At 37.7% G+C, this 21,744-nt stretch carries 17 protein-coding genes; 5 read left to right on the forward strand and 12 right to left on the reverse strand.

Annotation, left to right across the window (positions count from 1 at the left end; genetic code table 11):
* Nucleotides 1-132: 132 nt before the first annotated feature.
* Entirely contained in the window at nucleotides 133-2,709 is a 2,577-nt protein-coding gene (gene clpB, locus DYE60_RS06560; protein ID WP_115315831.1) for an ATP-dependent chaperone ClpB, read from the reverse strand.
* Between the two features lie 207 nt (nucleotides 2,710-2,916).
* Nucleotides 2,917-3,933, reverse strand: a complete 1,017-nt coding sequence (galE, locus tag DYE60_RS06565; protein ID WP_115315832.1) for a UDP-glucose 4-epimerase GalE — start codon at nucleotides 3,931-3,933, stop codon at nucleotides 2,917-2,919.
* 282 nt (nucleotides 3,934-4,215) lie between these two features.
* Between galE and dcuC the strand changes: the two genes are divergently transcribed.
* The gene (gene dcuC / locus DYE60_RS06570; RefSeq protein WP_115315833.1) at nucleotides 4,216-5,562 is read left to right on the forward strand and encodes an anaerobic C4-dicarboxylate transporter DcuC; all 1,347 of its coding nucleotides are present in this window, start codon (nucleotides 4,216-4,218) and stop codon (nucleotides 5,560-5,562) included.
* An 81-nt stretch (nucleotides 5,563-5,643) separates the two neighbouring features.
* On the opposite strand, the gene nanA is transcribed toward dcuC, so the two are convergent.
* From nanA to DYE60_RS06585, 3 genes are read right to left on the reverse strand one after another with little or no spacing between them, the layout of a single operon-like run.
* Complete coding sequence (gene nanA / locus DYE60_RS06575; RefSeq protein WP_115315834.1) at nucleotides 5,644-6,522, reverse strand: N-acetylneuraminate lyase; 879 nt, start codon at nucleotides 6,520-6,522, stop codon at nucleotides 5,644-5,646.
* Nucleotides 6,523-6,538: 16 nt separating this feature from the next.
* On the reverse strand, nucleotides 6,539-7,420 hold the full coding sequence (locus DYE60_RS06580) for an N-acetylmannosamine kinase (protein WP_115315835.1): 882 nt from the start codon (nucleotides 7,418-7,420) through the stop codon (nucleotides 6,539-6,541).
* Between the two features lie 38 nt (nucleotides 7,421-7,458).
* Nucleotides 7,459-8,133, reverse strand: coding sequence for an N-acetylmannosamine-6-phosphate 2-epimerase (locus DYE60_RS06585; protein ID WP_115315836.1), 675 nt, complete (start codon nucleotides 8,131-8,133; stop codon nucleotides 7,459-7,461).
* A 210-nt stretch (nucleotides 8,134-8,343) separates the two neighbouring features.
* Between DYE60_RS06585 and DYE60_RS06590 the strand changes: the two genes are divergently transcribed.
* The 3 genes from DYE60_RS06590 (at nucleotide 8,344) to aspS (ending at nucleotide 13,406) form a co-directional block, all read left to right on the forward strand.
* Nucleotides 8,344-9,330, forward strand: a complete 987-nt coding sequence (locus tag DYE60_RS06590) for a sialic acid TRAP transporter substrate-binding protein SiaP (RefSeq protein WP_115315837.1) — start codon at nucleotides 8,344-8,346, stop codon at nucleotides 9,328-9,330.
* A gap of 90 nt (nucleotides 9,331-9,420) precedes the next feature.
* Complete coding sequence (locus DYE60_RS06595) at nucleotides 9,421-11,265, forward strand: TRAP transporter large permease subunit (RefSeq protein WP_115315838.1); 1,845 nt, start codon at nucleotides 9,421-9,423, stop codon at nucleotides 11,263-11,265.
* 368 nt (nucleotides 11,266-11,633) lie between these two features.
* Nucleotides 11,634-13,406, forward strand: a complete 1,773-nt coding sequence (gene aspS / locus DYE60_RS06600) for an aspartate--tRNA ligase (protein ID WP_115315839.1) — start codon at nucleotides 11,634-11,636, stop codon at nucleotides 13,404-13,406.
* Between the two features lie 646 nt (nucleotides 13,407-14,052).
* Here aspS and rplT read toward each other — a convergent pair.
* The 3 genes from rplT to infC form a co-directional block, all read right to left on the reverse strand.
* Complete coding sequence (gene rplT / locus DYE60_RS06605) at nucleotides 14,053-14,406, reverse strand: 50S ribosomal protein L20 (RefSeq protein WP_005596075.1); 354 nt, start codon at nucleotides 14,404-14,406, stop codon at nucleotides 14,053-14,055.
* Between the two features lie 54 nt (nucleotides 14,407-14,460).
* The gene (gene rpmI / locus DYE60_RS06610) at nucleotides 14,461-14,658 is read right to left on the reverse strand and encodes a 50S ribosomal protein L35 (protein WP_115315840.1); all 198 of its coding nucleotides are present in this window, start codon (nucleotides 14,656-14,658) and stop codon (nucleotides 14,461-14,463) included.
* A 148-nt stretch (nucleotides 14,659-14,806) separates the two neighbouring features.
* Nucleotides 14,807-15,346 carry a translation initiation factor IF-3 gene (gene infC, locus DYE60_RS06615; RefSeq protein ID WP_115315841.1) on the reverse strand — a complete coding sequence of 180 codons (540 nt, stop codon included), beginning with the start codon at nucleotides 15,344-15,346 and terminating at the stop codon, nucleotides 14,807-14,809.
* A 369-nt stretch (nucleotides 15,347-15,715) separates the two neighbouring features.
* Here infC and pyrG point away from each other — a divergent pair, with 369 nt between their 5' ends.
* Nucleotides 15,716-17,353, forward strand: coding sequence for a glutamine hydrolyzing CTP synthase (pyrG, locus tag DYE60_RS06620; protein WP_115315842.1), 1,638 nt, complete (start codon nucleotides 15,716-15,718; stop codon nucleotides 17,351-17,353).
* 49 nt (nucleotides 17,354-17,402) lie between these two features.
* On the opposite strand, the gene DYE60_RS06625 is transcribed toward pyrG, so the two are convergent.
* From DYE60_RS06625 to DYE60_RS06640, 4 genes are all read right to left on the reverse strand, one after another.
* Complete coding sequence (locus DYE60_RS06625; RefSeq protein WP_115315843.1) at nucleotides 17,403-17,678, reverse strand: chorismate mutase; 276 nt, start codon at nucleotides 17,676-17,678, stop codon at nucleotides 17,403-17,405.
* 64 nt (nucleotides 17,679-17,742) lie between these two features.
* Complete coding sequence (ettA, locus tag DYE60_RS06630; protein ID WP_115315844.1) at nucleotides 17,743-19,413, reverse strand: energy-dependent translational throttle protein EttA; 1,671 nt, start codon at nucleotides 19,411-19,413, stop codon at nucleotides 17,743-17,745.
* A 405-nt stretch (nucleotides 19,414-19,818) separates the two neighbouring features.
* Nucleotides 19,819-20,712, reverse strand: a complete 894-nt coding sequence (locus tag DYE60_RS06635; protein ID WP_115315845.1) for an ABC transporter permease subunit — start codon at nucleotides 20,710-20,712, stop codon at nucleotides 19,819-19,821.
* A gap of 17 nt (nucleotides 20,713-20,729) precedes the next feature.
* Complete coding sequence (locus DYE60_RS06640; protein WP_115315846.1) at nucleotides 20,730-21,734, reverse strand: ABC transporter permease subunit; 1,005 nt, start codon at nucleotides 21,732-21,734, stop codon at nucleotides 20,730-20,732.
* Nucleotides 21,735-21,744 lie beyond the last annotated feature (10 nt).

Here is a 21,744-nt window from a genome sequence, read left to right on the forward strand (position 1 = left end):
ACTAAATGAAATATAGCAAATAATATCATTATGTTAAACGATAAATATCACTATTCCATCATTAAAAAGTTCCCTTTCTTAACTAAAAAAATCAAGAAAGGGAATTGTAAAAAGTGATAAAAATTTAACCGCTTATCGTTGTTGTGAAAGTATGATTTGCCCCTCAGCCACATCAAGAGTGACCAATTCATTCGGCAATAATCGTCCACTTAAAATTTGTTGAGCAAGTGGGTTTTCAAATTCTTGCTGAATTGCTCGTTTCAACGGTCTTGCACCAAAGAGTGGATCAAAACCTGCTTTTGCAATATGCGTAAGGGCATTATCACTCACTTCAATTTGATAGCCACGACTTGCCATTCGGTTAATTAAGCGTTGTAACTGAATTTTTGCAATCGCTTTGATATTTTCTTCGCCCAATGAATGGAACACCACCGTTTCATCAATTCGGTTAATAAATTCAGGTCTGAAATGTTGCCCCACAACCCCCATTACCATTGTCCGCATTTCTTCATAAGTAAAATCATTATTACCTTGAATTAAATCCGAGCCTAAGTTTGAGGTCATAATCACAACCGTATTACGAAAATCAACAGTACGACCTTGTCCGTCTGTTAAACGCCCATCATCAAGCACTTGTAATAAAATATTAAACACATCACTATGGGCTTTTTCCACTTCATCAAGCAAAATTACAGAGTAAGGACGACGACGTACCGCCTCCGTTAAATAGCCCCCTTCTTCATAGCCCACATAGCCCGGAGGTGCACCGACCAAACGAGAAACACTGTGTTTTTCCATAAATTCTGACATATCAATGCGAACCATTGCATTTTCATCATCAAATAAGAAATTTGCCAATGTTTTACAAAGCTCAGTTTTCCCAACCCCTGTCGGTCCTAGGAATAAGAATGAACCAATTGGACGATTAGGATCTGATAATCCTGCTCGGCTACGGCGGATCGCATTTGCCACCGATTCCACCGCCTCATTTTGCCCAATCACACGTTTATGCAATTCTTGTTCCATTTTGAGCAATTTTTCTTTCTCGCCTTCCATCATTTTTGCCACTGGAATACCCGTTGCACGAGAAAGCACTTCGGCAATTTCTTCTTCGGTCACTTTGGTGCGTAATAAGTGATTTTCCGTGCCTTGTTCCTCACGTTCTTCCGCCTCTTTGAGCTGTTTTTCTAAGGCAGGAATCACGCCGTATTGCAACTCTGACATTTTTTCATAGTTGCTTTCACGCTTCGCCTGTTCCATCAAAATACGGCTATTTTCTAATTCTTCTTTTAAGTGTTGTGTGCCTAAAAGACTTGATTTTTCCGCTTTCCATATTTCTTCAAGCTCAGCATATTCACGTTCCTTAGCGGTCATTTCTTGCTCTAATTTTGCTAAACGCTGACGGCTTGCCTCATCGTCTTCTTTTTGTAACGCTTGCTGTTCTAATTTAAGCTGAATAATACGGCGATCCAAACGATCCAATGGCTCTGGTTTAGAATCAATTTCCATTCGCACGCTTGATGCTGCTTCATCAATTAAATCAATTGCTTTATCTGGCAACTGACGATCAGAAACATAACGATGTGAAAGGGTTGCTGCCGCCACAATCGCAGGATCGGTAATTTTAACGTGATGATGAATTTCATAACGCTCTTTCAAGCCACGCAAAATCGCAATAGTATCTTCCACCGTTGGCTCATCAATAAACACCTTTTGAAAACGACGTTCCAACGCCGCATCTTTTTCAATATATTGACGATATTCATCTAAGGTTGTCGCCCCCAAACAGTGCAACTCGCCACGTGCTAATGACGGTTTTAATAAATTCCCTGCGTCCATTGCACCGTCAGTTTTACCTGCACCAACCATTGTATGAATTTCATCAATAAATAAAATTACTTGCCCTTCTTCTTTGGCAAGCTCTTTTAACACCGCTTTTAAACGCTCTTCAAATTCGCCACGATATTTTGCCCCTGCAATCAACGCCCCCATATCTAATGAAAGCACACGTTTATTACGCAAGCCTTCTGGCACTTCATTATTCACAATGCGTTGTGCTAAGCCTTCTACAATCGCTGTTTTACCGACTCCAGGTTCGCCAATTAACACAGGGTTATTTTTGGTACGGCGTTGCAACACTTGAATTGCTCGACGGATTTCTTCATCTCGTCCAATCACAGGATCCAGTTTACCCGCTTTGGCTCGCTCGGTTAAATCAATGGTATATTTATCTAGTGCTTGACGTGTTTCTTCTGCGTTTGGGTTATTCACTTTCTCGCCCCCTCTAATTTGTTGAATCGCATTTTGTACTTTTGCTTTGTTTAAACCGAGCTGTTTTAATAGTTGCCCTAGCTCGCCACGATCTTCTAAGGCAGCCAAAACAAAGACTTCCGATGAAATATAGCTATCGCCCATTTCTGTCGCCAGTTTTTCGCATAAGGTTAATAAACGAATAAATTGCTGGCTTGGTTGAGTATTGACACCTTGCACCTGTGGCAACTTGTTAATTAGCGTATTTAATTGGTTTTGCAACGCCACCACATCAACTTGTAGGCTTGTAAACAAGGGGGCAACACTGCCCTCTGACTGTTTTAACAATGTAATCAATAAATGTGCGGGTTCAATATAGCTATGATCTTTTCCGATTGCTAACGACTGAGCTTCGCCAATCGCCTCTTGGAATTTACTGGTAAATTTTTCAATATTCATTTGCTTTCCCCTCTTATATCAGGATTTAAAATTTCTAAGTTTGAACAAATTTCAAACTATCATAGACAATAAATGGGGGATTTTTGCGGAATTTCAAGGAAGAGATTAAAAAGTCATAATACAAAGCGGTCATATTTTTCTAAGAATTTGCAAATTTCAAGAAAAATATGACCGCTTATGAGAATAAAAAATTTGTGAATTTGTTAATTATTCAGCATATCCATTCGGATTATTTTTTTGCCAATTCCACGTATCTTTCATCATTTGGTTTAAATCACGTTCAGTCTTCCAACCTAACTGTTCTAACGCTTTTTTAGGATTAGAATAACAAGTTGCAATATCACCTTCACGACGTGGGGCAATTTTATAAGGCACGTCAATTTGATTGGTTTTCTCAAACGCTTTCACCATATCTAACACCGAATAGCCTGTTCCTGTACCGAGATTATAAATGTGGCAACCAGCATCATTATGATGTTTTTCTAATGCTTTTAAATGCCCAAGAGCAAGATCCACAACGTGAATATAATCACGCACGCCTGTGCCATCAGGGGTGTTGTAATCATCACCAAAAATCGCTAATTGTGGTAATTTTCCCACCGCAACTTGGCTGATAAAAGGCAATAAATTATTTGGAATGCCATTTGGATCTTCACCAATCAACCCACTTTCGTGAGCCCCAACAGGGTTAAAATAACGTAAAATCACAGCACTAAATTGAGGGTGAGCTTTTACCGTATCTTGTAAAATTCGCTCCACCATATATTTTGATGTGCCGTACGGATTGGTTGTACCACCTACTGGGCAATCTTCGGTAATTGGGATAATCTGCGGATCGCCATAAACGGTTGCTGATGAGCTAAATACAATAGTATTTACGTTTGCTTCTAACATTTCCTCAATCAGAACCAGTGAGCCTGTTACGTTATTTTGATAGTAATGTAACGGCTTCTGAACACTCTCACCCACAGCTTTTAGCCCTGCAAAATGGATAACAGATTCAATGTTATTTTCAGCAAAAATCTGGCGTAAAATTTGACGATCTAAAATATCGCCCTTATAAAAATGCACTGATTTTCCTGTAATTTGTGAAATACGGGCGAGTGAAACTTCCGATGAGTTAGAAAGATTATCTAACACAATGATTTCTTGATTTTGCTTTAACAGCTCAACTACCGTGTGTGAACCAATGTAGCCAGCCCCACCTGTAACTAAAATTGCCATAATGTTTTCCTTACTGTTGTGTTTAATATTCTTTATGAAAAAGAAGCGGTCATATTTTCTTCAACTTTTGCAATTATACTCTTTTTATGTTTTTAAAAAAATAACTAATCTGATTATTAAAAAATACAATACGACAAATCCGTAAAATAGCGTTAATTTCCTCAATTCTTTGTCATTGATCACAGAAAAAAATTGCAAATATGCTACTATTTTTGACCGCTTCAAGCGAATAAGTAAACAAAATAACTTTTATTTTTAATCAAAATCACAAGAGGTTTTATTATGGATCTTATTATTGGGTTAATTGCAATTATTGCAGTCAGCTATTATGTCGTCAAAGGCTACTCTGCGACAGGTGTGCTGATGACGGTGGGTATTTTATTATTACTTGCGAGCGTGATCTTAGGCAAGGAAATTATTCCTGCGGATAAATCAACAGGTGTGGTTTATTTAGACGTGGTTGAATATGTCAAAAATCTACTGATGAATCGTGGTGGTGGCTTGGGAATGCTCATTATGGTGTTATGTGGCTTCGCGGCTTATATGACCCATTTAGGGGCAAATGATATGGTGGTAAAAATTGCATCGCGTCCACTGAAATATATCAATTCGCCTTATCTTTTAATGGTTGTTGCCTATTTCTTAGCGTGTTTAATGTCTTTTGCTGTGCCTTCTGCAACAGGCTTGGGCGTGTTGTTAATGGCAACATTATTTCCTATTATGGTTAATGTGGGGATTTCTCGTGGTGCGGCTGCATCTATTTGTGCATCACCAGCAGCGATTATTCTTTCACCAACCTCTGGCGATGTAGTTCTTGCCGCAGAAGTATCAAAAATGCCATTAACAGATTTTGCATTTAGCTTAACTTTGCCAATTTCAGTGGTGTCTATTCTTGCGATTGCGGTGGCACATTTCTTCTGGCAACGCTATTTAGATAAGAAAGAAGGTTTTGTGGCTGAGCAGTTAGAAGTATCAGAAATTCAAACTAAAGTACCGCCTTTTTATGCAATTTTACCTTTCACACCAATTATTGGGGTGTTAATTTTTGACGGCAATTTTGCCCCAGAATTAAATATCGTTACGGTTATTATTATCTGTTTTATCTTAGTCGCTATTTTGGATTTTATCCGTACCTTTAACGCTAAATTGGTCTATGAAAACTTAGAAATGGCTTATAAAGGAATGGCTGATGCGTTCTCTGGCGTGGTTATTTTATTAGTTGCAGCAGGGGTTTTCGCACAGGGTTTAAGTACTGTTGGATTTATCAAAACCTTGATTGATTCTGTGCAATCAATGGGAAGCGGCGGCTTCTTAATGATGATTGCTCTTGCTCTCATTACCGCACTTGCTGCGATTGCGACAGGTTCAGGCAATGCACCATTTTATGCTTTCGTTGAGTTAATTCCTCGCTTAGCCGTGCAAATGGGCATCAATCCAGCTTACTTAACAATCCCAATGTTACAAGCCTCAAATATTGGACGTAGCTTATCGCCAGTTTCAGGTGTCGTGGTTGCGGTTTCAGGAATGGCAAAATTATCCCCATTTGTGGTTATTAAGCGTATTTCCGTACCGATGATTGTCGGTTTCTTAGTAGTTATTTTAGGCACAGAGTTATTGGTTGTGGCTTAATTTAAGTCTAAAAAAAGCCCCTAAAAAAAGACACGTTTAGGGGCTGTAAAAATCAGTAAATTTTAAAGGAAATATCACCGCTTATAGGAATTTTTCTTTTAACTCTTTCGCCTTAGCGACTTGTTCTGGGGTTGCTTGTGATGTCATTGGTTCGCGGCAGAAACCTGCGTCCACACCTTGTAATTTCAAGATTTCTTTAATGGTTAAGTAAAGTCCATTTGCCAAAATACCTTCGATTAAATCGTTGGTAGTATGTTGAACTTTCAACGCCTCATCAAGTTTTCCAGCACGGGTTAATTCCATAATTTGTCTTGCACGCACACCATTGACGTTAAATGTACTACCAATCGCACCATCCACGCCTAATGCAACCGCTGGTAACATCATTTCATCAAAGCCCGCCCAGATTAAGTGATTTGGATAGGCTTTTTTCAAGCGTTCTAATAGGTAAAAATCGCCTGCTGTAAATTTCACTCCGATCACTTTTGGATTTTTATAAAGCTCACCAAATTGCTCAACGCCAATATTTACCCCTGTTAAGAACGGGATTGAGTAAACAATCATATTGTTGCCTGTTTCAGCAATGATGGTGTCGTAGTAATGTTTAATTTCAGCAAAACTAAATTTATAATAGAAAGGTGTGACGGCTGATAAGCTGTCGTAGCCTAATTCAGTCGCATATTTACCAAGCTCAACCGCTTCTTTTAAGTTTACGCTACCGACTTGTGCAATCAATGCGATGTCATCTTTTGCTTCGTCTTTGGCAATACGGAAAATTTCTTTTTTCTCTGCCGTAGAGAGCATAAAGTTTTCTCCTGTACTACCGCCAACGTACAAACCGTCCACTTTCATTTTATCAATGTTGTAACGGATAATTTCACGCAAACCTTTTTCATTTACTGTGCCATCTTCGTTAAATGACACGAGTAATGCTGAAAATAATCCTTTTAAATTTTTCATTTTTTATCTCCAAATATTAGTGATTTTGTAATACATTTTCGCCCCATTTTGCTGCCCCGATTAACCCTGCGTCACCTTGATAGTAAGCAAGTTCAACCTCACAACCATAAATGCTAGGCATTTGATTGATATAATTTTTAACCAAAGGAAGGTAGCCCTCTGCCAGTCCAACACTTCCTCCGATAACGATTTTTTGGATATCTAAACTGATCACCAAATCCGCCACTAAATTTGCGATCGCTTTTGCACTGCGATGAATAATTTGTGTCGCTTTTGGTTCATTTTGTCTAAATAATTCAAAAACTTGTTTTGGTAAGCAAGGTGTTTCCCAACTTTCAGTCGCTCGTTGAATGGCACGTCCAGAAGCGATCGCTTCCACACAGCCTTGTCGTCCACAGCCACAGATTTCGCCATTCGGATCAGCAAGTGAATGTCCGATATGCCCTGCGATCCCATTTGGTTCAGTGAGTAAGGTTTTATTTAAAATAATGCCGCCCCCAACACCAGTGGATACGGTAATAAAAGCAAAATTTTGAATATCGTTTTCACGTTCATTTTGAAATTCAGCATAAGCAGCCGCTTGCACATCATTTAATAATAAAACAGGTTTATCCGTATGATTTGCAATGGCATATTTGAGTGGGAACTGATCTAATCCACCTAAATTTTTTGGATTTAATGCTGTTAAAATGCCTTTATTGATAATCCCTGTTGACGCAACCGCCACAAAATCAAACTGATTTTGGTAGCCATTCACAATCGTGGCTAAGGTTTTTTGCATTTCTACACTGACATTTTCCGTTGGTGTCGCCACTTGCTGACGTTGGCTGATTTGATTATTTTCCACCAATGCCGATGCAATTTTTGTGCCTCCAATATCTATCGCAAGACAACGCATAAAGTATCCTTATGTTCCATTATTAAATTAAAACTAAACTATTTATTTGCCAATTTAATTTCATCAGCAAACCAACTTACAATATGCTCTAAACGGGTTAAAGCAGACCCTACTGTGACACAATGTGCCCCAGCTTCAATCGCACTTCTTGCAAGTTCTGGGGTGTTATAACGTCCTTCGCCCATTACAAAACAGCCTGCTTTGTTGAGGTCTTTAACAAGTTGATAATCTGGCTCTTTTGGAATTTCACCCCCTGTGTAGCCAGACATTGTACTGCCCACAATATCAAAACCTAGTTGCTGGCAATGCAAGCCTTCTTCAAGATTGGAGCAATCTGCCATTGCTAAACAGCCCACTTCTTTAATTTTTTTGATAGCTTGCTCAATGGTGACTGGACGTGGACGATTTGTACCATCAACAGCAATGATATCCGCTCCTGCTTTGGCAAGTGCTTCAATGTCTTCTAAAAAAGGGGTGATACGTACTGGGCTATCAGGTAAATCACGTTTTACAATCCCAATAATCGGCACATCAACCGCTTTGCGTACCGCTTTTAAGTTTTCCACGCCTTCAATACGAATTCCTTTTGCTCCTCCAATCACAGAGGCTTTTGCCATCGCTGCGACAATTTCAGGTGAGTCCATCGGGCCATCATCAACAGGTTGGCAAGAGGCTATCAATCCATATTTAATTTCATCGAGTAAGTTTGACATAGTAACTCCACAACATATATTTCTAAAAAATAATTGCTCCACATTATAGGAAGTTCTTTTAAAAATGACAGTCTATTTTTATATTTTGAGAGGGATATTTTCAAATTTGTGACACATCTCTCAAATTTGAAATAAAAATTCATTTTTTCATTCCAAAATGAATTTATTGTTTATAGAATAAGCTCGTCATTCACTCAAAGGAGAAAAACAATGAAATTTCAAAAATCATTATTAGCTGTATTATGTGCTGGTTTAGCGAGTTCAGCTTTCGCTGCTGATTATAACTTAACCTTCGGTATGCAAGCAGGAACAAATTCTAACGAATATAAAGCAGCACAGCTTTTCGCTGATGAAGTGGCTAAAAATTCACAAGGAAAAATTGAAGTAACATTACAACCAGACGGTGTGCTAGGTAATGACCTAAAAATGATGAAATCACTTTCAAAAGGTCGTTTAGATTTTACCTTTGCTGAATCAGGTCGTTTTGCTGCATTCCCAGGATTTGAAGAAGCACAAGTATTCGCTCTCCCTTATCTTTTCCCAAACTTTGACGTGGCTAAAAAAGCATTATTTGACACTCAATTTGGTAAAGATTTATTGAAAAAAATTAACAATAAATTAGGTATCACCGTATTAGCTGATGGCTATAATGGTACTCGCCAAACAACCTCAAACCGTCCAATCAATTCTATTGAAGATATGAAAGGATTAAAACTTCGTGTACCAGGAGCTCCAGCAAACAAAGCATACGGTCAATATACTGGTGCGAGCGTGGTTTCAATGGCATTCTCAGAAGTTTATCTTGCATTACAAACAAACGCGGTTGATGCACAAGAAAACCCATTATCATTGATTGATGCGAAAAAATTCTATGAAGTACAACCTTATCTTGCAATGACAAACCACATCTTAAACGACCAATTATATCTTGCAAGTAGCCAAACCATGCACAAACTACCAGCAGATTTACAAAAAGTAGTAAAAGATGCGGCAGTAAAAGCGGCTAAATTACACACTGAATTATTCCAAGGTGATGAACAAAAATTGGTTGAATCATTCAAAGCGAAAGGTATTAAAGTGACTTATCCAGACACAAAACCATTCCAACAAGCAATGAAACCATTCTATGATGAATATATCAAAGCACAAGGTGAAACAGGTAAAAAAGCCGTTGAAGAAATGCTTAGCTTAAAATAAATTAAAATTCCTTAGATAATTTTATAAGCAATCTTTACTTCGGCAAAGATTGCTTATATTTATCCTATTTATAGTTTGGAGAGGCTTATTATGGACTTAATCAAAAAATTAGAAGAATATATAGGTGCATCCTTATTACTCGTTATTTTTGGTATTTTATTAGTGCAGATTGTTTCTCGCCTTGTAAATACTCCTATTGTTGGCACAGAGGAACTTTCTCGTTTAATTTTCGTTTATGCCTCTTTGCTTGGAATTAGTATTGGCGTAAAACAACAGCAACATATTTTTATTGATTTCATCACTAATTTTATGTCTGAAAAAGTACGCAAAATCACTTACACCGCCACACAACTTATTATTTGGATCTGCTTAATTCTATTTATTAAATTTGGATTCTACGTATTTAATGACGCATTCTTTACTCTTGATGATTTAGGCATTAGTGAAAAATGGTTATATGCACCATTGCCATTCTTATCTATTTTAATACTTATTCGATTTATCGAAACTCAATACCAAAATGTAAAATATAATATTTCTTATATTCCAGTCACATTTTTTATTATTGCAAGTTTGCTCATATTCTCCTTAATGGCAGTAACTCCAGAAGTTTTCTCATTTTTGAATTTTCAACAATATGTTGATTTTGGTGAAAATGCGGTTTACATTGCCCTATTATTTTGGCTTGTCATTATGTTCTTAGGTGTGCCTGTTGGCTGGTCTCTCTTTATCTCTAGCGTGATGTATTTCTCGCTAACTCGCTGGGAAATCGTACTTGATGCTGCACCAAAACTCATCGACAGCTTAAACAGCTTTACCTTATTATCCGTACCATTTTTTATTCTTACAGGTGTGTTAATGAACACCGGTGGAATTACCGAACGTATTTTCCACTTTGCTAAAGCAATGCTCGGACATCATACGGGTGGAATGGGACACGTAAATATCGGCGCGAGCTTAATCTTCTCTGGCATGTCTGGTTCAGCTCTAGCTGATGCGGGTGGACTTGGACAGCTTGAAATTAAAGCAATGCGAGATGCGGGCTATGATGATGATATTTGTGGAGGAATTACTGCGGCATCTTGTATTATTGGACCATTAGTGCCACCTTCAATCGCGATGATTATTTACGGTGTTATCGCCAATGAATCTATTGCAAAATTATTCGTAGCGGGCTTTGTGCCAGGTGTACTAATTACTATTGCTTTAATGGTAATGAATTATTTTGTATCTAAAAAACGTGGTTACAAACCAACACCAAAAGCAAGTAAACAGGAACGTTGGGAATCTTTTAAAAGTGCAATTTGGGCAATTTTAACCCCAATTATCATTATCGGTGGGATCTTCTCTGGTTACTTCACTCCAACAGAGGCTGCTGTTATCGCTGCGTTATATTCCATTATTATCGGGTTCTTTGTATATAAAGAATTAACTTTAAAAATTTTATTTCAAGGCTGTATTGAAACCATTGCGATTACAGGGGTAACAGTCTTAATGGTAATGACTGTCACCTTCTTTGGGGATATGATCGCCCGTGAACAAGTTGCAATGCGAATCGCCGAAGTCTTTGTCGCAGTGGCTGATTCACAGCTTACCGTATTGGTTATGATAAACTTACTATTGCTTTTCTTGGGTATGTTTATTGATGCATTAGCTTTACAATTCCTCGTATTACCAATGCTCATTCCAATCGCAATGCACTTTGGTGTCGATCTTGTCTTCTTCGGTGTATTAACCACCTTAAATATGATGATTGGTATCTTAACACCACCAATGGGAATGGCATTATTTGTCGTAGCACGAGTCGGTAATATGACGGTTTCAACGGTAACTAAAGGGGTAATTCCATTTATCATTCCGATATTTATTACCCTCGTATTGATTACAATTTTCCCACAGATTATTACCTTTATTCCTAATCTGATAATGCCATAATTTTCTGATTCACATAATCAACAACGGCGATCTACAAAATAGATCGCCATTTTTATTTAAAATAGTTTATTTAAGCGGTCATATTTTTCTAAAATTTTGCAAATTTTTATAAAAATATAACCGCTTATCCTCCAAAATATCATAGGGAAATATTAGCAAACTTTGTCTGTGTATATACTCCCAAACGCTATCTACATTTTTCGAAAGAATATGCTATCCACCTTGCTTATCCCCCCCCTCTCCAACAAATAGCTATTTTGATTTTTACAAGAAATTATATTTTTGCAAATTTTTATAAAAATATAACCGCTTTTCCGTTATAATCGTCGCTATCTGACTTAATTTTTAATTTAAAAGGAATAATTTTTATGATGCGTTCTCATTATTGTGGGCAATTAAATGCAAGCCACGTTGGACAAAGTGTAACTTTAAGTGGTTGGGTACACCGTGTACGCAACTTAGGACAATTTATTTTTGTACAAATTCGTGACCGTGAAGGCATTGTGCAAGTATTTTTTGATAAAGAAAATGAAGCACTTTTTAAACAAGCATCAAGTTTACGTAACGAAGCTTGTGTGAAAATTCAAGGCGATGTGATTGCTCGTGATGCAAGCCAAATCAATAAAGAAATGGCAACAGGTGAAATTGAAGTTTTAGTAAAAGACTTAGAAGTTTATAACAATGCTGATGTGTTACCGTTAGACTTCAACCAAAACAACAGTGAAGAACAGCGTTTAAAATTCCGTTATTTAGATTTACGCCGTCCTGAAATCGCAGAGCGTTTCAAAGCTCGTGCAAAAATTACCAGCTTCGTGCGTCGTTTTATGGACGATAACGGTTTCTTAGATATTGAAACCCCAATGCTAACCAAAGCAACCCCTGAAGGTGCGCGTGATTATTTAGTACCAAGCCGTGTGCATAACGGTAAATTCTACGCACTTCCACAATCACCACAGCTTTTCAAACAGTTGTTGATGATGTCTGGTTTTGACCGTTATTACCAAATCGTAAAATGTTTCCGTGATGAAGATTTACGTGCGGATCGTCAGCCTGAATTTACCCAAATCGATGTGGAAACCAGCTTTATGACTGCCGAAGAAGTACGTGCAGTAATGGAAAAAATGATCCGTGGTTTATGGTTAGATCGTTTAAATGAGGATCTTGGCGATTTCCCAATTATGACCTTTGAAGAGGCAATGCGTCGTTACGGTTCAGATAAACCAGATTTACGTAACCCATTAGAATTAGTGGACGTAGCGGACTTAGTTAAAGACGTTGATTTCAAAGTATTCAGCGGTCCTGCAAACGATGAAGATGGTCGAGTTGCGGTACTTCGTGTACCAAATGGAGCAAATTTAACCCGCAAAAATATTGATGATTACACCAAATTTGTCGGCATTTACGGTGCAAAAGGTTTAGCTTGGGCAAAAGTAAATGACGTTGAAGCAGGACTTGAAGGCTTACAAAGCCCAGTCGCTAAATTCTTAAATGAAGATGTGGTTAAAGGCTTACTTGAAAGAACTAACGCACAAAATGGCGATATCATTTTCTTCGGTGCAGATAAAGCGAATGTCGTGACCGACGCAATGGGTGCATTACGCTTAAAAGTAGGACGTGATTTAGAATTAACCAAATTAGACGAATGGAAACCACTTTGGGTGATTGACTTCCCAATGTTTGAAAAAGATGATGAAGGCAACTGGTCAGCTATGCACCACCCATTCACTTCGCCACGCGATTTAACCGCAGAAGAGTTGATGAAAGATCCAAAAGGTGCGGTAGCGAACGCGTATGATATGGTAATCAACGGTTACGAAGTGGGCGGCGGTTCAGTACGTATTTTCAGACCTGAAATGCAACAAGCGGTATTTAATCTGTTAGGTCTTTCAGAGCAAGATCAAAAAGAAAAATTTGGTTTCTTACTTGAAGCATTAAAATATGGTACACCACCACACGCAGGTTTAGCCTTTGGTTTAGACCGTTTAACAATGCTACTGACAGGCACAGAAAATATCCGTGATGTCATCGCATTCCCTAAAACAACCACAGCATCTTGTTTAATGACTGAAGCACCAAGCTTTGCAAATCCGCAGGCATTAGTGGAATTAGGCGTGAGCGTTAAAACAGAAGATAAAGAATAAAATTATTTCTTTTCTCTAATAGAAAACTAAAACGGCTATATTTCAAATATATAGCCGTTTTTTTATCGTAAATAAAATAATCACTGTTTACCAAAAACTAAGAAAATCCTCTATCCATTTTTATTACTAATATATCCATAAACTCAGCAAGTATATTCTGCTTAAAGGACAAAAGGTTAAAAGGTTAAAAGGTTAAAAGGTTAAAAGGTTAAAAGGTTAAAAGGTTAAAAAATATTTTATAACTTCAATATTCTAAAATTTTATTTTTTATTCCAGTTTAAGCCATTATAACATCTCAATTTTGGCTTTATTTGAATATATAAAATTACCTGCAATTTTATTTGCAGCGTGAAATATATGTACACTCAAATATTTTTTTGATAAGAAAGGAAGATTGATTTGAATTTATACGTCTAAAAATGCATTTATCGTTATGATGAGATTGAGCTACTCGCTTATTATAAGCTCCTATTATCCATTAAACTATTTCTTAGTCTAAATAATCATAAAATTACGTTTCTATAAAGAGGCAATAAACATAAATTCTTAACAGCAGAATATTAAAAAGTTTTGATAGGTATCTGTGAAAATGTTAGATATAAAAAAGGACGCTTAGAGCGTCCTATTTTCAATTTAATCTAAACGATTAAAGTGCTGATTTTGCTTTTTCAACTAAAGCAGCAAATGCTACTTTGTCAAATACTGCGATATCAGCAAGAATTTTACGGTCAATTTCAACAGACGCTTTTTTCAAGCCATTGATGAATTTGCTGTAAGATAAGCCATTTTGACGAGCCGCAGCGTTGATACGTGCAATCCATAATTGACGGAATTGACGTTTACGTTGACGACGGTCACGGTAAGCATACTGACCAGCTTTAATTACTGCTTGGAACGCAACACGATATACACGTGAGCGTGCACCATAATAACCTTTAGCAGCCTTAAGAACTTTCTTATGGCGTGCTCTTGCAATAACACCACGTTTTACACGAGCCATTATTAATCTCCTATTCTATAAATTAACTAAAAAAATAAATACTAAAACGAATGCTTATGCGTATGGTAAGCACGCTACTACTAAAACTTGGTCTGATTTTGCAACCATAGATTTATGACGTAGATGACGTTTACGCTTAGTGCTTTTCTTAGTCAAAATATGACGTAAGTGAGATTGTTTACGTTTGAAACCGCCTGAGCCTGTTTTTTTGAAACGCTTAGCAGCACCACGTACAGTTTTAATTTTTGGCATTGTTTAATAACTCCGCATTGTTGTAAGGCATAAAACCTTTGGTTAATCACTAATAATTAGGCGAATAAGCGGTCATATTTTTATAAGATTTTACAAAAAATTTGTGAAATCTTAATAAATTGAGCCACTAATTACTTGTTTGCACTAATTATTTCTTCTTAGGAGCAAGCACCATAATGATTTGACGTGCTTCAAGTTTACCCGGTGCAGATTCTACAACGGCTAACTCTGCTGTATCCGCTTTAACACGTTCTAGCATTTCACGTCCAATCTCTTGGTGAGCCATTTCACGACCACGGAAACGGATCGTTACTTTAACTTTGTCTCCATCTTCTAAAAAGCGAATCAGGTTGCGTAGTTTTACCTGATAGTCGCCCACATCAGTACCTGGACGGAATTTTACTTCCTTCACTTGTACGACTTTCTGTTTTTTCTTCTGCTCTTTTGCTGATTTTGTTTTTTCGTAAATAAATTTACCATAGTTCATAACACGGCACACAGGTGGTTCGGCATTTGGACTAATTTCAACAAGATCCATTGAGGCTTCTTCTGCCACACTTAAAGCTTCTTGAATTGATACAATACCCATTTGTTCACCGTCGTGATTCGTTAAACGAACTTCTTTTACACGAATTTCATCATTGATTCGATGAGCACGATTTGTCTGAATGCGTTTTACTGGTTTGATAGTTTTATTCCTCTAATAAATTAAACAAAATCATTTCTTTATGCTGGGCAGAAGAAATGAATCTTTTCGCTTTTGTTTCCCTAATTATCTCTGTGAGTAATTTAGGATACAAAATAAACTTGCTGATTTTAAAAGATTTCAGATTATTATGCAATAGCTGGTTTACCTAGATACCAAAAGATTTTTTATTTTCCCATTTGTGCATATATTTTCGACATCACCTCAATTTAATATAAAAACGAAATATATTTGCGATCAGCTAGCATAAACACCATTTTTACTGTAAACTGTGATCCCGTCCTAATGGTTTATTACCATTCTGAAATTAAGACTTCCAAACTAAAAAATCAAACAGACAAGGCAAATAAAATGACAACAAATTATATTTTTGTAACGGGTGGCGTTGTGTCATCTTTGGGTAAAGGGATCGCCGCAGCCTCTCTTGCCGCAATTCTTGAAGCTCGTGGTTTAAATGTAACCATTATGAAGCTTGACCCTTATATCAACGTTGACCCAGGTACAATGAGCCCAACTCAACACGGTGAAGTTTTTGTAACGAAGGACGGTGCAGAAACCGATTTAGACTTAGGTCACTATGAGCGTTTCATTCGTAATAAAATGACCCAAGCAAACAACTTTACAAGCGGTCGTATTTACTCTGACGTTTTACGCAAAGAGCGTCGTGGCGACTACTTAGGTGCGACGATTCAGGTTATCCCACATATCACTAATGAAATCAAAGATCGTGTGATTGCAGGCGGTAAAGGCTATGACGTGGTGATCGTTGAAGTAGGTGGAACAGTAGGTGATATCGAATCGTTACCATTCTTAGAAGCATTACGCCAATTAGCCGTTGATGTGGGGCGTGAAAACACCTTATTTATGCATTTAACTTTAGTACCTTATATTCCAACAGCTGGCGAAGTGAAAACCAAACCAACACAGCACTCTGTAAAAGAAATGCTTTCTATTGGTATTCAGCCGGATGTGTTGATTTGCCGTTCAGATCGTGCATTACCAAGCAATGAAAAATCAAAAATTGCGTTGTTCTGTAACGTGCCTGAAAAAGCGGTAATTTCATTAAAAGATGTAAATTCAATTTACCAAATCCCTGCATTATTAAAATCGCAAGGTCTAGATCAATTTGTGTGTGACCGCTTTAGATTTAACTGCCCAGAAGCCGATTTATCTGAATGGGAACAAGTGTTATATCAACAATCAAACCCAACGGGCGAAGTCACCATCGGTATGGTAGGTAAATATATTGAATTGCCTGATGCTTATAAATCAGTGAATGAAGCCTTAAAACACGGCGGTTTGAAAAATCGTTTAACCGTAAATATCAAATATATTGATTCACAAGATGTTGAAAGCAAAGGAACTGGCGTTTTAGCTGGATTAGACGCAATTTTAGTGCCTGGTGGATTTGGCTATCGTGGTATTGAAGGAAAAATCTTAACTGCTAAATATGCACGTGAAAACAAAATTCCTTACTTAGGCATCTGTTTAGGTATGCAAATTGCGTTAATCGAATATGCTCGTAACGTAGCTGGATTAACCGAAGCAAGTTCAAGCGAATTCGATAAAGACTGTGCTCAACCTGTGGTTGGTTTAATTACTGAATGGCAAGATGCGGACGGTAACGTTGAACAACGTACGGACAAATCAGACTTAGGTGGAACAATGCGTTTAGGCGAACAAGCTTGTCACTTAGTGGAAGGTAGCTTGGCTCGTGAACTTTATGGTGCAGAAACCATTTTTGAGCGTCACCGCCACCGTTATGAAGTAAATAACAACTTACTTCCACAAATTGAAAAAGCAGGCTTGAAAGTGACTGGTTTATCGGCGGATCGTAAGTTAGTGGAAATTATTGAAGTACCAAACCACCCTTGGTTTGTAGCAGCTCAGTTCCACCCTGAATTTACCTCAACTCCTCGTGATGGACACCCATTATTTGCAGGCTTTATTAAAGCGGCAAAAGAGTATCAAGATAGAAACTTAAAATAAAAAACAAAGGGAGCATTTATGCTCCCTTATCATTTCTATAAACCCTATCCTAACAACGCTTCTGAATACTCAAAGACTCTGCCATAATTCGTTTAAACATCTGAGTAATGTATTCTGGCTCAAGCAACAATTCTTGCTCCTTTGCATATCGAACAAGATAATCAAGCAATTCTTGTTCACGCTTCACATCTCGTAATGGAAGATTTTTATCTTTCTTAATCTTCGCTATTTGAAGCACAATTTGCTGTCGTTGAGCCAACAATTGCAATATTTCACAATCAATTTGGTTAATATTAGCTCGAACCTCTGATAGGTCTGAAAACATAGTTATTCCTAATAAAATTAAATATTCCTTCTTTTGAGTATTCCCAAAGAAGGAATAAATTCAATTACTTCGCGATACGTTTATATTTAATACGACTTGGCTCAACAGCAGCAGCTCCAAAAGTTTTCTTTTTCCACTCTTCGTAGTCTGAGAAGTTACCTTCGTAAAACGTTACTTTACCTTCATCGCCGTAATCTAAAATATGGGTCGCAATACGGTCTAAGAACCAACGGTCATGGGAAATTACCATTGCACAACCTGGGAATTCTAAGATCGCATTTTCTAATGCACGTAATGTTTCTACATCAAGATCATTGGTTGGCTCATCGAGTAACAGCACATTTCCGCCCACTTGCAATAATTTTGCTAAATGTAAACGTCCACGCTCCCCGCCTGAAAGTTCGCCAACACGTTTTTGTTGATCCACACCTTTAAAGTTAAAGCGTCCAACATAAGCACGGCTTGGAATTTCAAAGTTACCGATCGTTAAAATATCTTGTCCGTTAGAAATTTCTTCCCATACCGTTTTGCTGTCGTCCATTTCATCACGGAACTGATCCACAGAGGCTAATACAACCGTTTCACCTAAGGTTACTGAGCCACTGTCTGCTTGCTCTTTTCCTGAAAGCATTTTAAATAATGTAGATTTACCCGCACCATTCGCACCGATAATCCCCACAATCGCCCCTTTTGGAATTGAGAAAGATAAATCATCAATTAAAGTACGATCGCCATAAGATTTAGTTAATTTTTGCACTTCAATTACTTTATCCCCTAAACGTGGACCAGGTGGAATAAAGAGTTCATTGGTTTCGTTACGTTTTTGGTATTCGCTTGATGTTAATTCATCAAAACGTGCCATACGTGCTTTTGATTTTGCTTGGCGACCTTTTGGATTTTGACGTACCCATTCAAGCTCTTTTTCAATGGATTTTTGACGTGCATTTTCCGTTGCTTGCTCTTGGGCTAATCGTTTTTCTTTTTGCTCTAACCACGTTGAATAGTTACCTTCCCAAGGAATACCTTCGCCTCGGTCAAGCTCTAAAATCCAACCCGCAACGTTATCTAAGAAATAACGGTCATGGGTAATTGCCACAACTGTGCCTTCATAATCGTGTAAGAAACGCTCTAACCACGCCACAGATTCTGCATCTAAGTGGTTGGTTGGTTCGTCTAACAATAACATATCAGGTTTTTCTAACAATAAACGGCAAAGTGCCACACGGCGACGTTCCCCACCCGATAAATTACCAATTTTTGCATTCCATTCTGGTAAACGTAATGCATCTGCCGCACGCTCTAATTGATTTTGTAAATTGTGTCCATCGTGTGCTTGAATGATTGCTTCTAATTTACCTTGCTCTGTCGCTAATTTATCAAAATCAGCATCAGGATCAGCATAAAGTGCGTAAACCTCATCTAAACGAGTTAACGCTTCTTTTACTTCTGCAACGGCTTCCTCAACCGCTTCTTGCACGGTTTGCTCAGGATCTAATTTAGGTTCTTGTGGCAAATAACCAATTTTAATGCCAGGTTGTGGACGAGCTTCACCTTCAAACTCTTTATCAATACCCGCCATAATGCGTAATAAAGTTGATTTACCCGCACCGTTTAAACCTAACACCCCAATTTTTGCACCAGGGAAAAAGCTTAATGAAATATCTTTTAAAATCTGACGCTTAGGTGGAACAATTTTGCCCACTCTGTGCATCGTATAAACAAATTGTGATGACATTATTTATCCTTTCTTTATGTATTAAAAATTTGAGAGATAGTTTACTTGAAAACGAGAGAAAAATACAGAAAAGCAAGCGGTAAGATTTTTTTAAGAATTTGCAAATTTTTTGAAAAAATCTTACCGCTTGTTATAAAAAATATTACAGTTTGAAGCTTGATCGCCAAAATTATTTTAATCTCAGAGCAACTACTTCACCCATCTCATTGCTCATAAAATTAAAAATAAATGAAATATCTATAAAGCCAATAAAATCAATTTGTTGTCAGCGAGAAATTCTATTTTAGCCTTACTGTTGGTAAATTTAAGGTTATGTAAAACCATAAAAGAAGCGGTCATATTTTTTTGGAAATTTGCAAATTCCTTAAAAAATATAACCGCTTGTCTTTAATAAAAAATCGCTACTTATTTTAATCTTGGATCAAGTGCATCACGCAAGCCGTCACCCATTAAGTTAAAAGCAAGTACCAATAATAGAATTGCAATACCGGGAATGGTCACAAGCCAGTTAGCTGATTGCATAAAACCACGCGATTCTGCCAGCATTGTACCAAGTTCAGGAGTCGGAGGCTGAGCCCCAATGCCTAAGAAGCCAAGTGCGGCCAATTCTAAAATGGCGTTTGAAATGCCCATTGTCATTTGCACGATAAGAGGAGCAAGGCAGTTCGGTAGAATAATGACAAACATTAAACGTAAAATGCTCACGCCAGTGACCTTAGAGGCGGTCACATAATCGCGTGTTTTTTCACTGATCACTGAGGCTCTGGTTAAACGCACATAACTTGGTATGGAGACGACAGCAATCGCAATTGCTGCGTTAAACAGGGATGGACCTAAAATCGTTACCACACCAATGGTTAATAATAAACCCGGAATCGCAAGCATTATATCGACTAATCGCATAATCGTCGCATCCAGAATACCGCCGTAAAATCCCGCTAATAGCCCGAATAATATGCCTAAAAAACAAGAAAGTAAGACGATAAATAACCCGATGAAAACCGATAATCTTGCACCATAAATGATGCGTGACAGAATATCACGCCCAATATCATCGGTACCTAAAATATATGCCCAATCTCCGCCTTCTAAGAAAGCGGGCGGTAGTAATAAGGCACTGCGGTTTTGCTCAATCGGATCATAAGGTGCGACGAAGTGAGCAAACACGCACACGAAAAAAACCAACGCAATAAAGCTAAATCCGATGACCGCCCCTCTATTCTTACTAAAATTACGCCAAAATTCACTCAATAGCGATCTTGCTGGGGGTAAAGTGTTATCAATAGTTGTACTAGACATTTTTTCTCCAACTCACATTAACTATGACGAATACGAGGATTCACAACCCCATACAATAAATCAACGGCAAGATTCACAAAAACAATGACCATTGCAATAATTAAAACCGCACCTTGCAACACGGGATAATCACGAGAGTTAATTGCATCAATGACCCATTTCCCAATACCCGGCCACGAGAAAATATTTTCTGTTAGAACCGCGCCTGATAAAAGCTGTCCGACAATTAGCCCCACGACGGTGATAATTGGAATTAACGCATTACGCAATGCGTGGTTAATCACAATGCGTGATTGTGGCAAACCTTTTGCTTTTGCAGTACGGATATAATCTTGGCTTAATACTTCTAACATTGATGAACGTGTCATTCGAGTCACAATCGCTAATGGGATCGTACCAAGTACGATAGAAGGTAAAATCAACGATTTAATTGCGGCTAAAAAAGCCCCTTCTTCGTCGGAATTCCACGTATCAATCAGCATAAATCCTGTCTCATTATCAATCCAATATTCAGCAGGTAATCGCCCTGATGCAGGTAAATCTAATGGAATAGACACATATAAAATTAAAATCAGCCCCCACCAGAAAATAGGCATTGAATAACCCGTTAAAGACAGTGAACTAATAAAATGTGACCACCAAGAATCCTTTTTAACCGCAGCAATCACGCCAAGAATAATTCCACCAATCAATGACCATAATAACGCAAAAAAGGCTAATTCAACCGTTGCAGGAAAGAGCGTAAAAAACTCGCTTAAAACAGGTTCATTATTTCTGAATGAATTGCCAAGATCTCCCTGAAAAATACCTTTTAAATAGTTAAAATATTGTTGAGGTAAGGAAAGATCTAACCCAAGTTGGTGCATCATTTGAGCATGTACTTCTGGGCTTAATCCACGCTCACCCATTCTAATTTCAATAGGATCCCCCGGTATTAAATGCACCAACGCAAAAGTAATCAATGTTATCGCAAAAAAAGTGGGGATAACAGAGAGTAAACGTTTTAAAATAAACTTAATCATTGATATTTTC

It is taken from the genome of Phocoenobacter uteri (assembly GCF_900454895.1).
In the GTDB taxonomy this organism is placed as follows: Bacteria; Pseudomonadota; Gammaproteobacteria; order Enterobacterales; family Pasteurellaceae; genus Phocoenobacter; species Phocoenobacter uteri.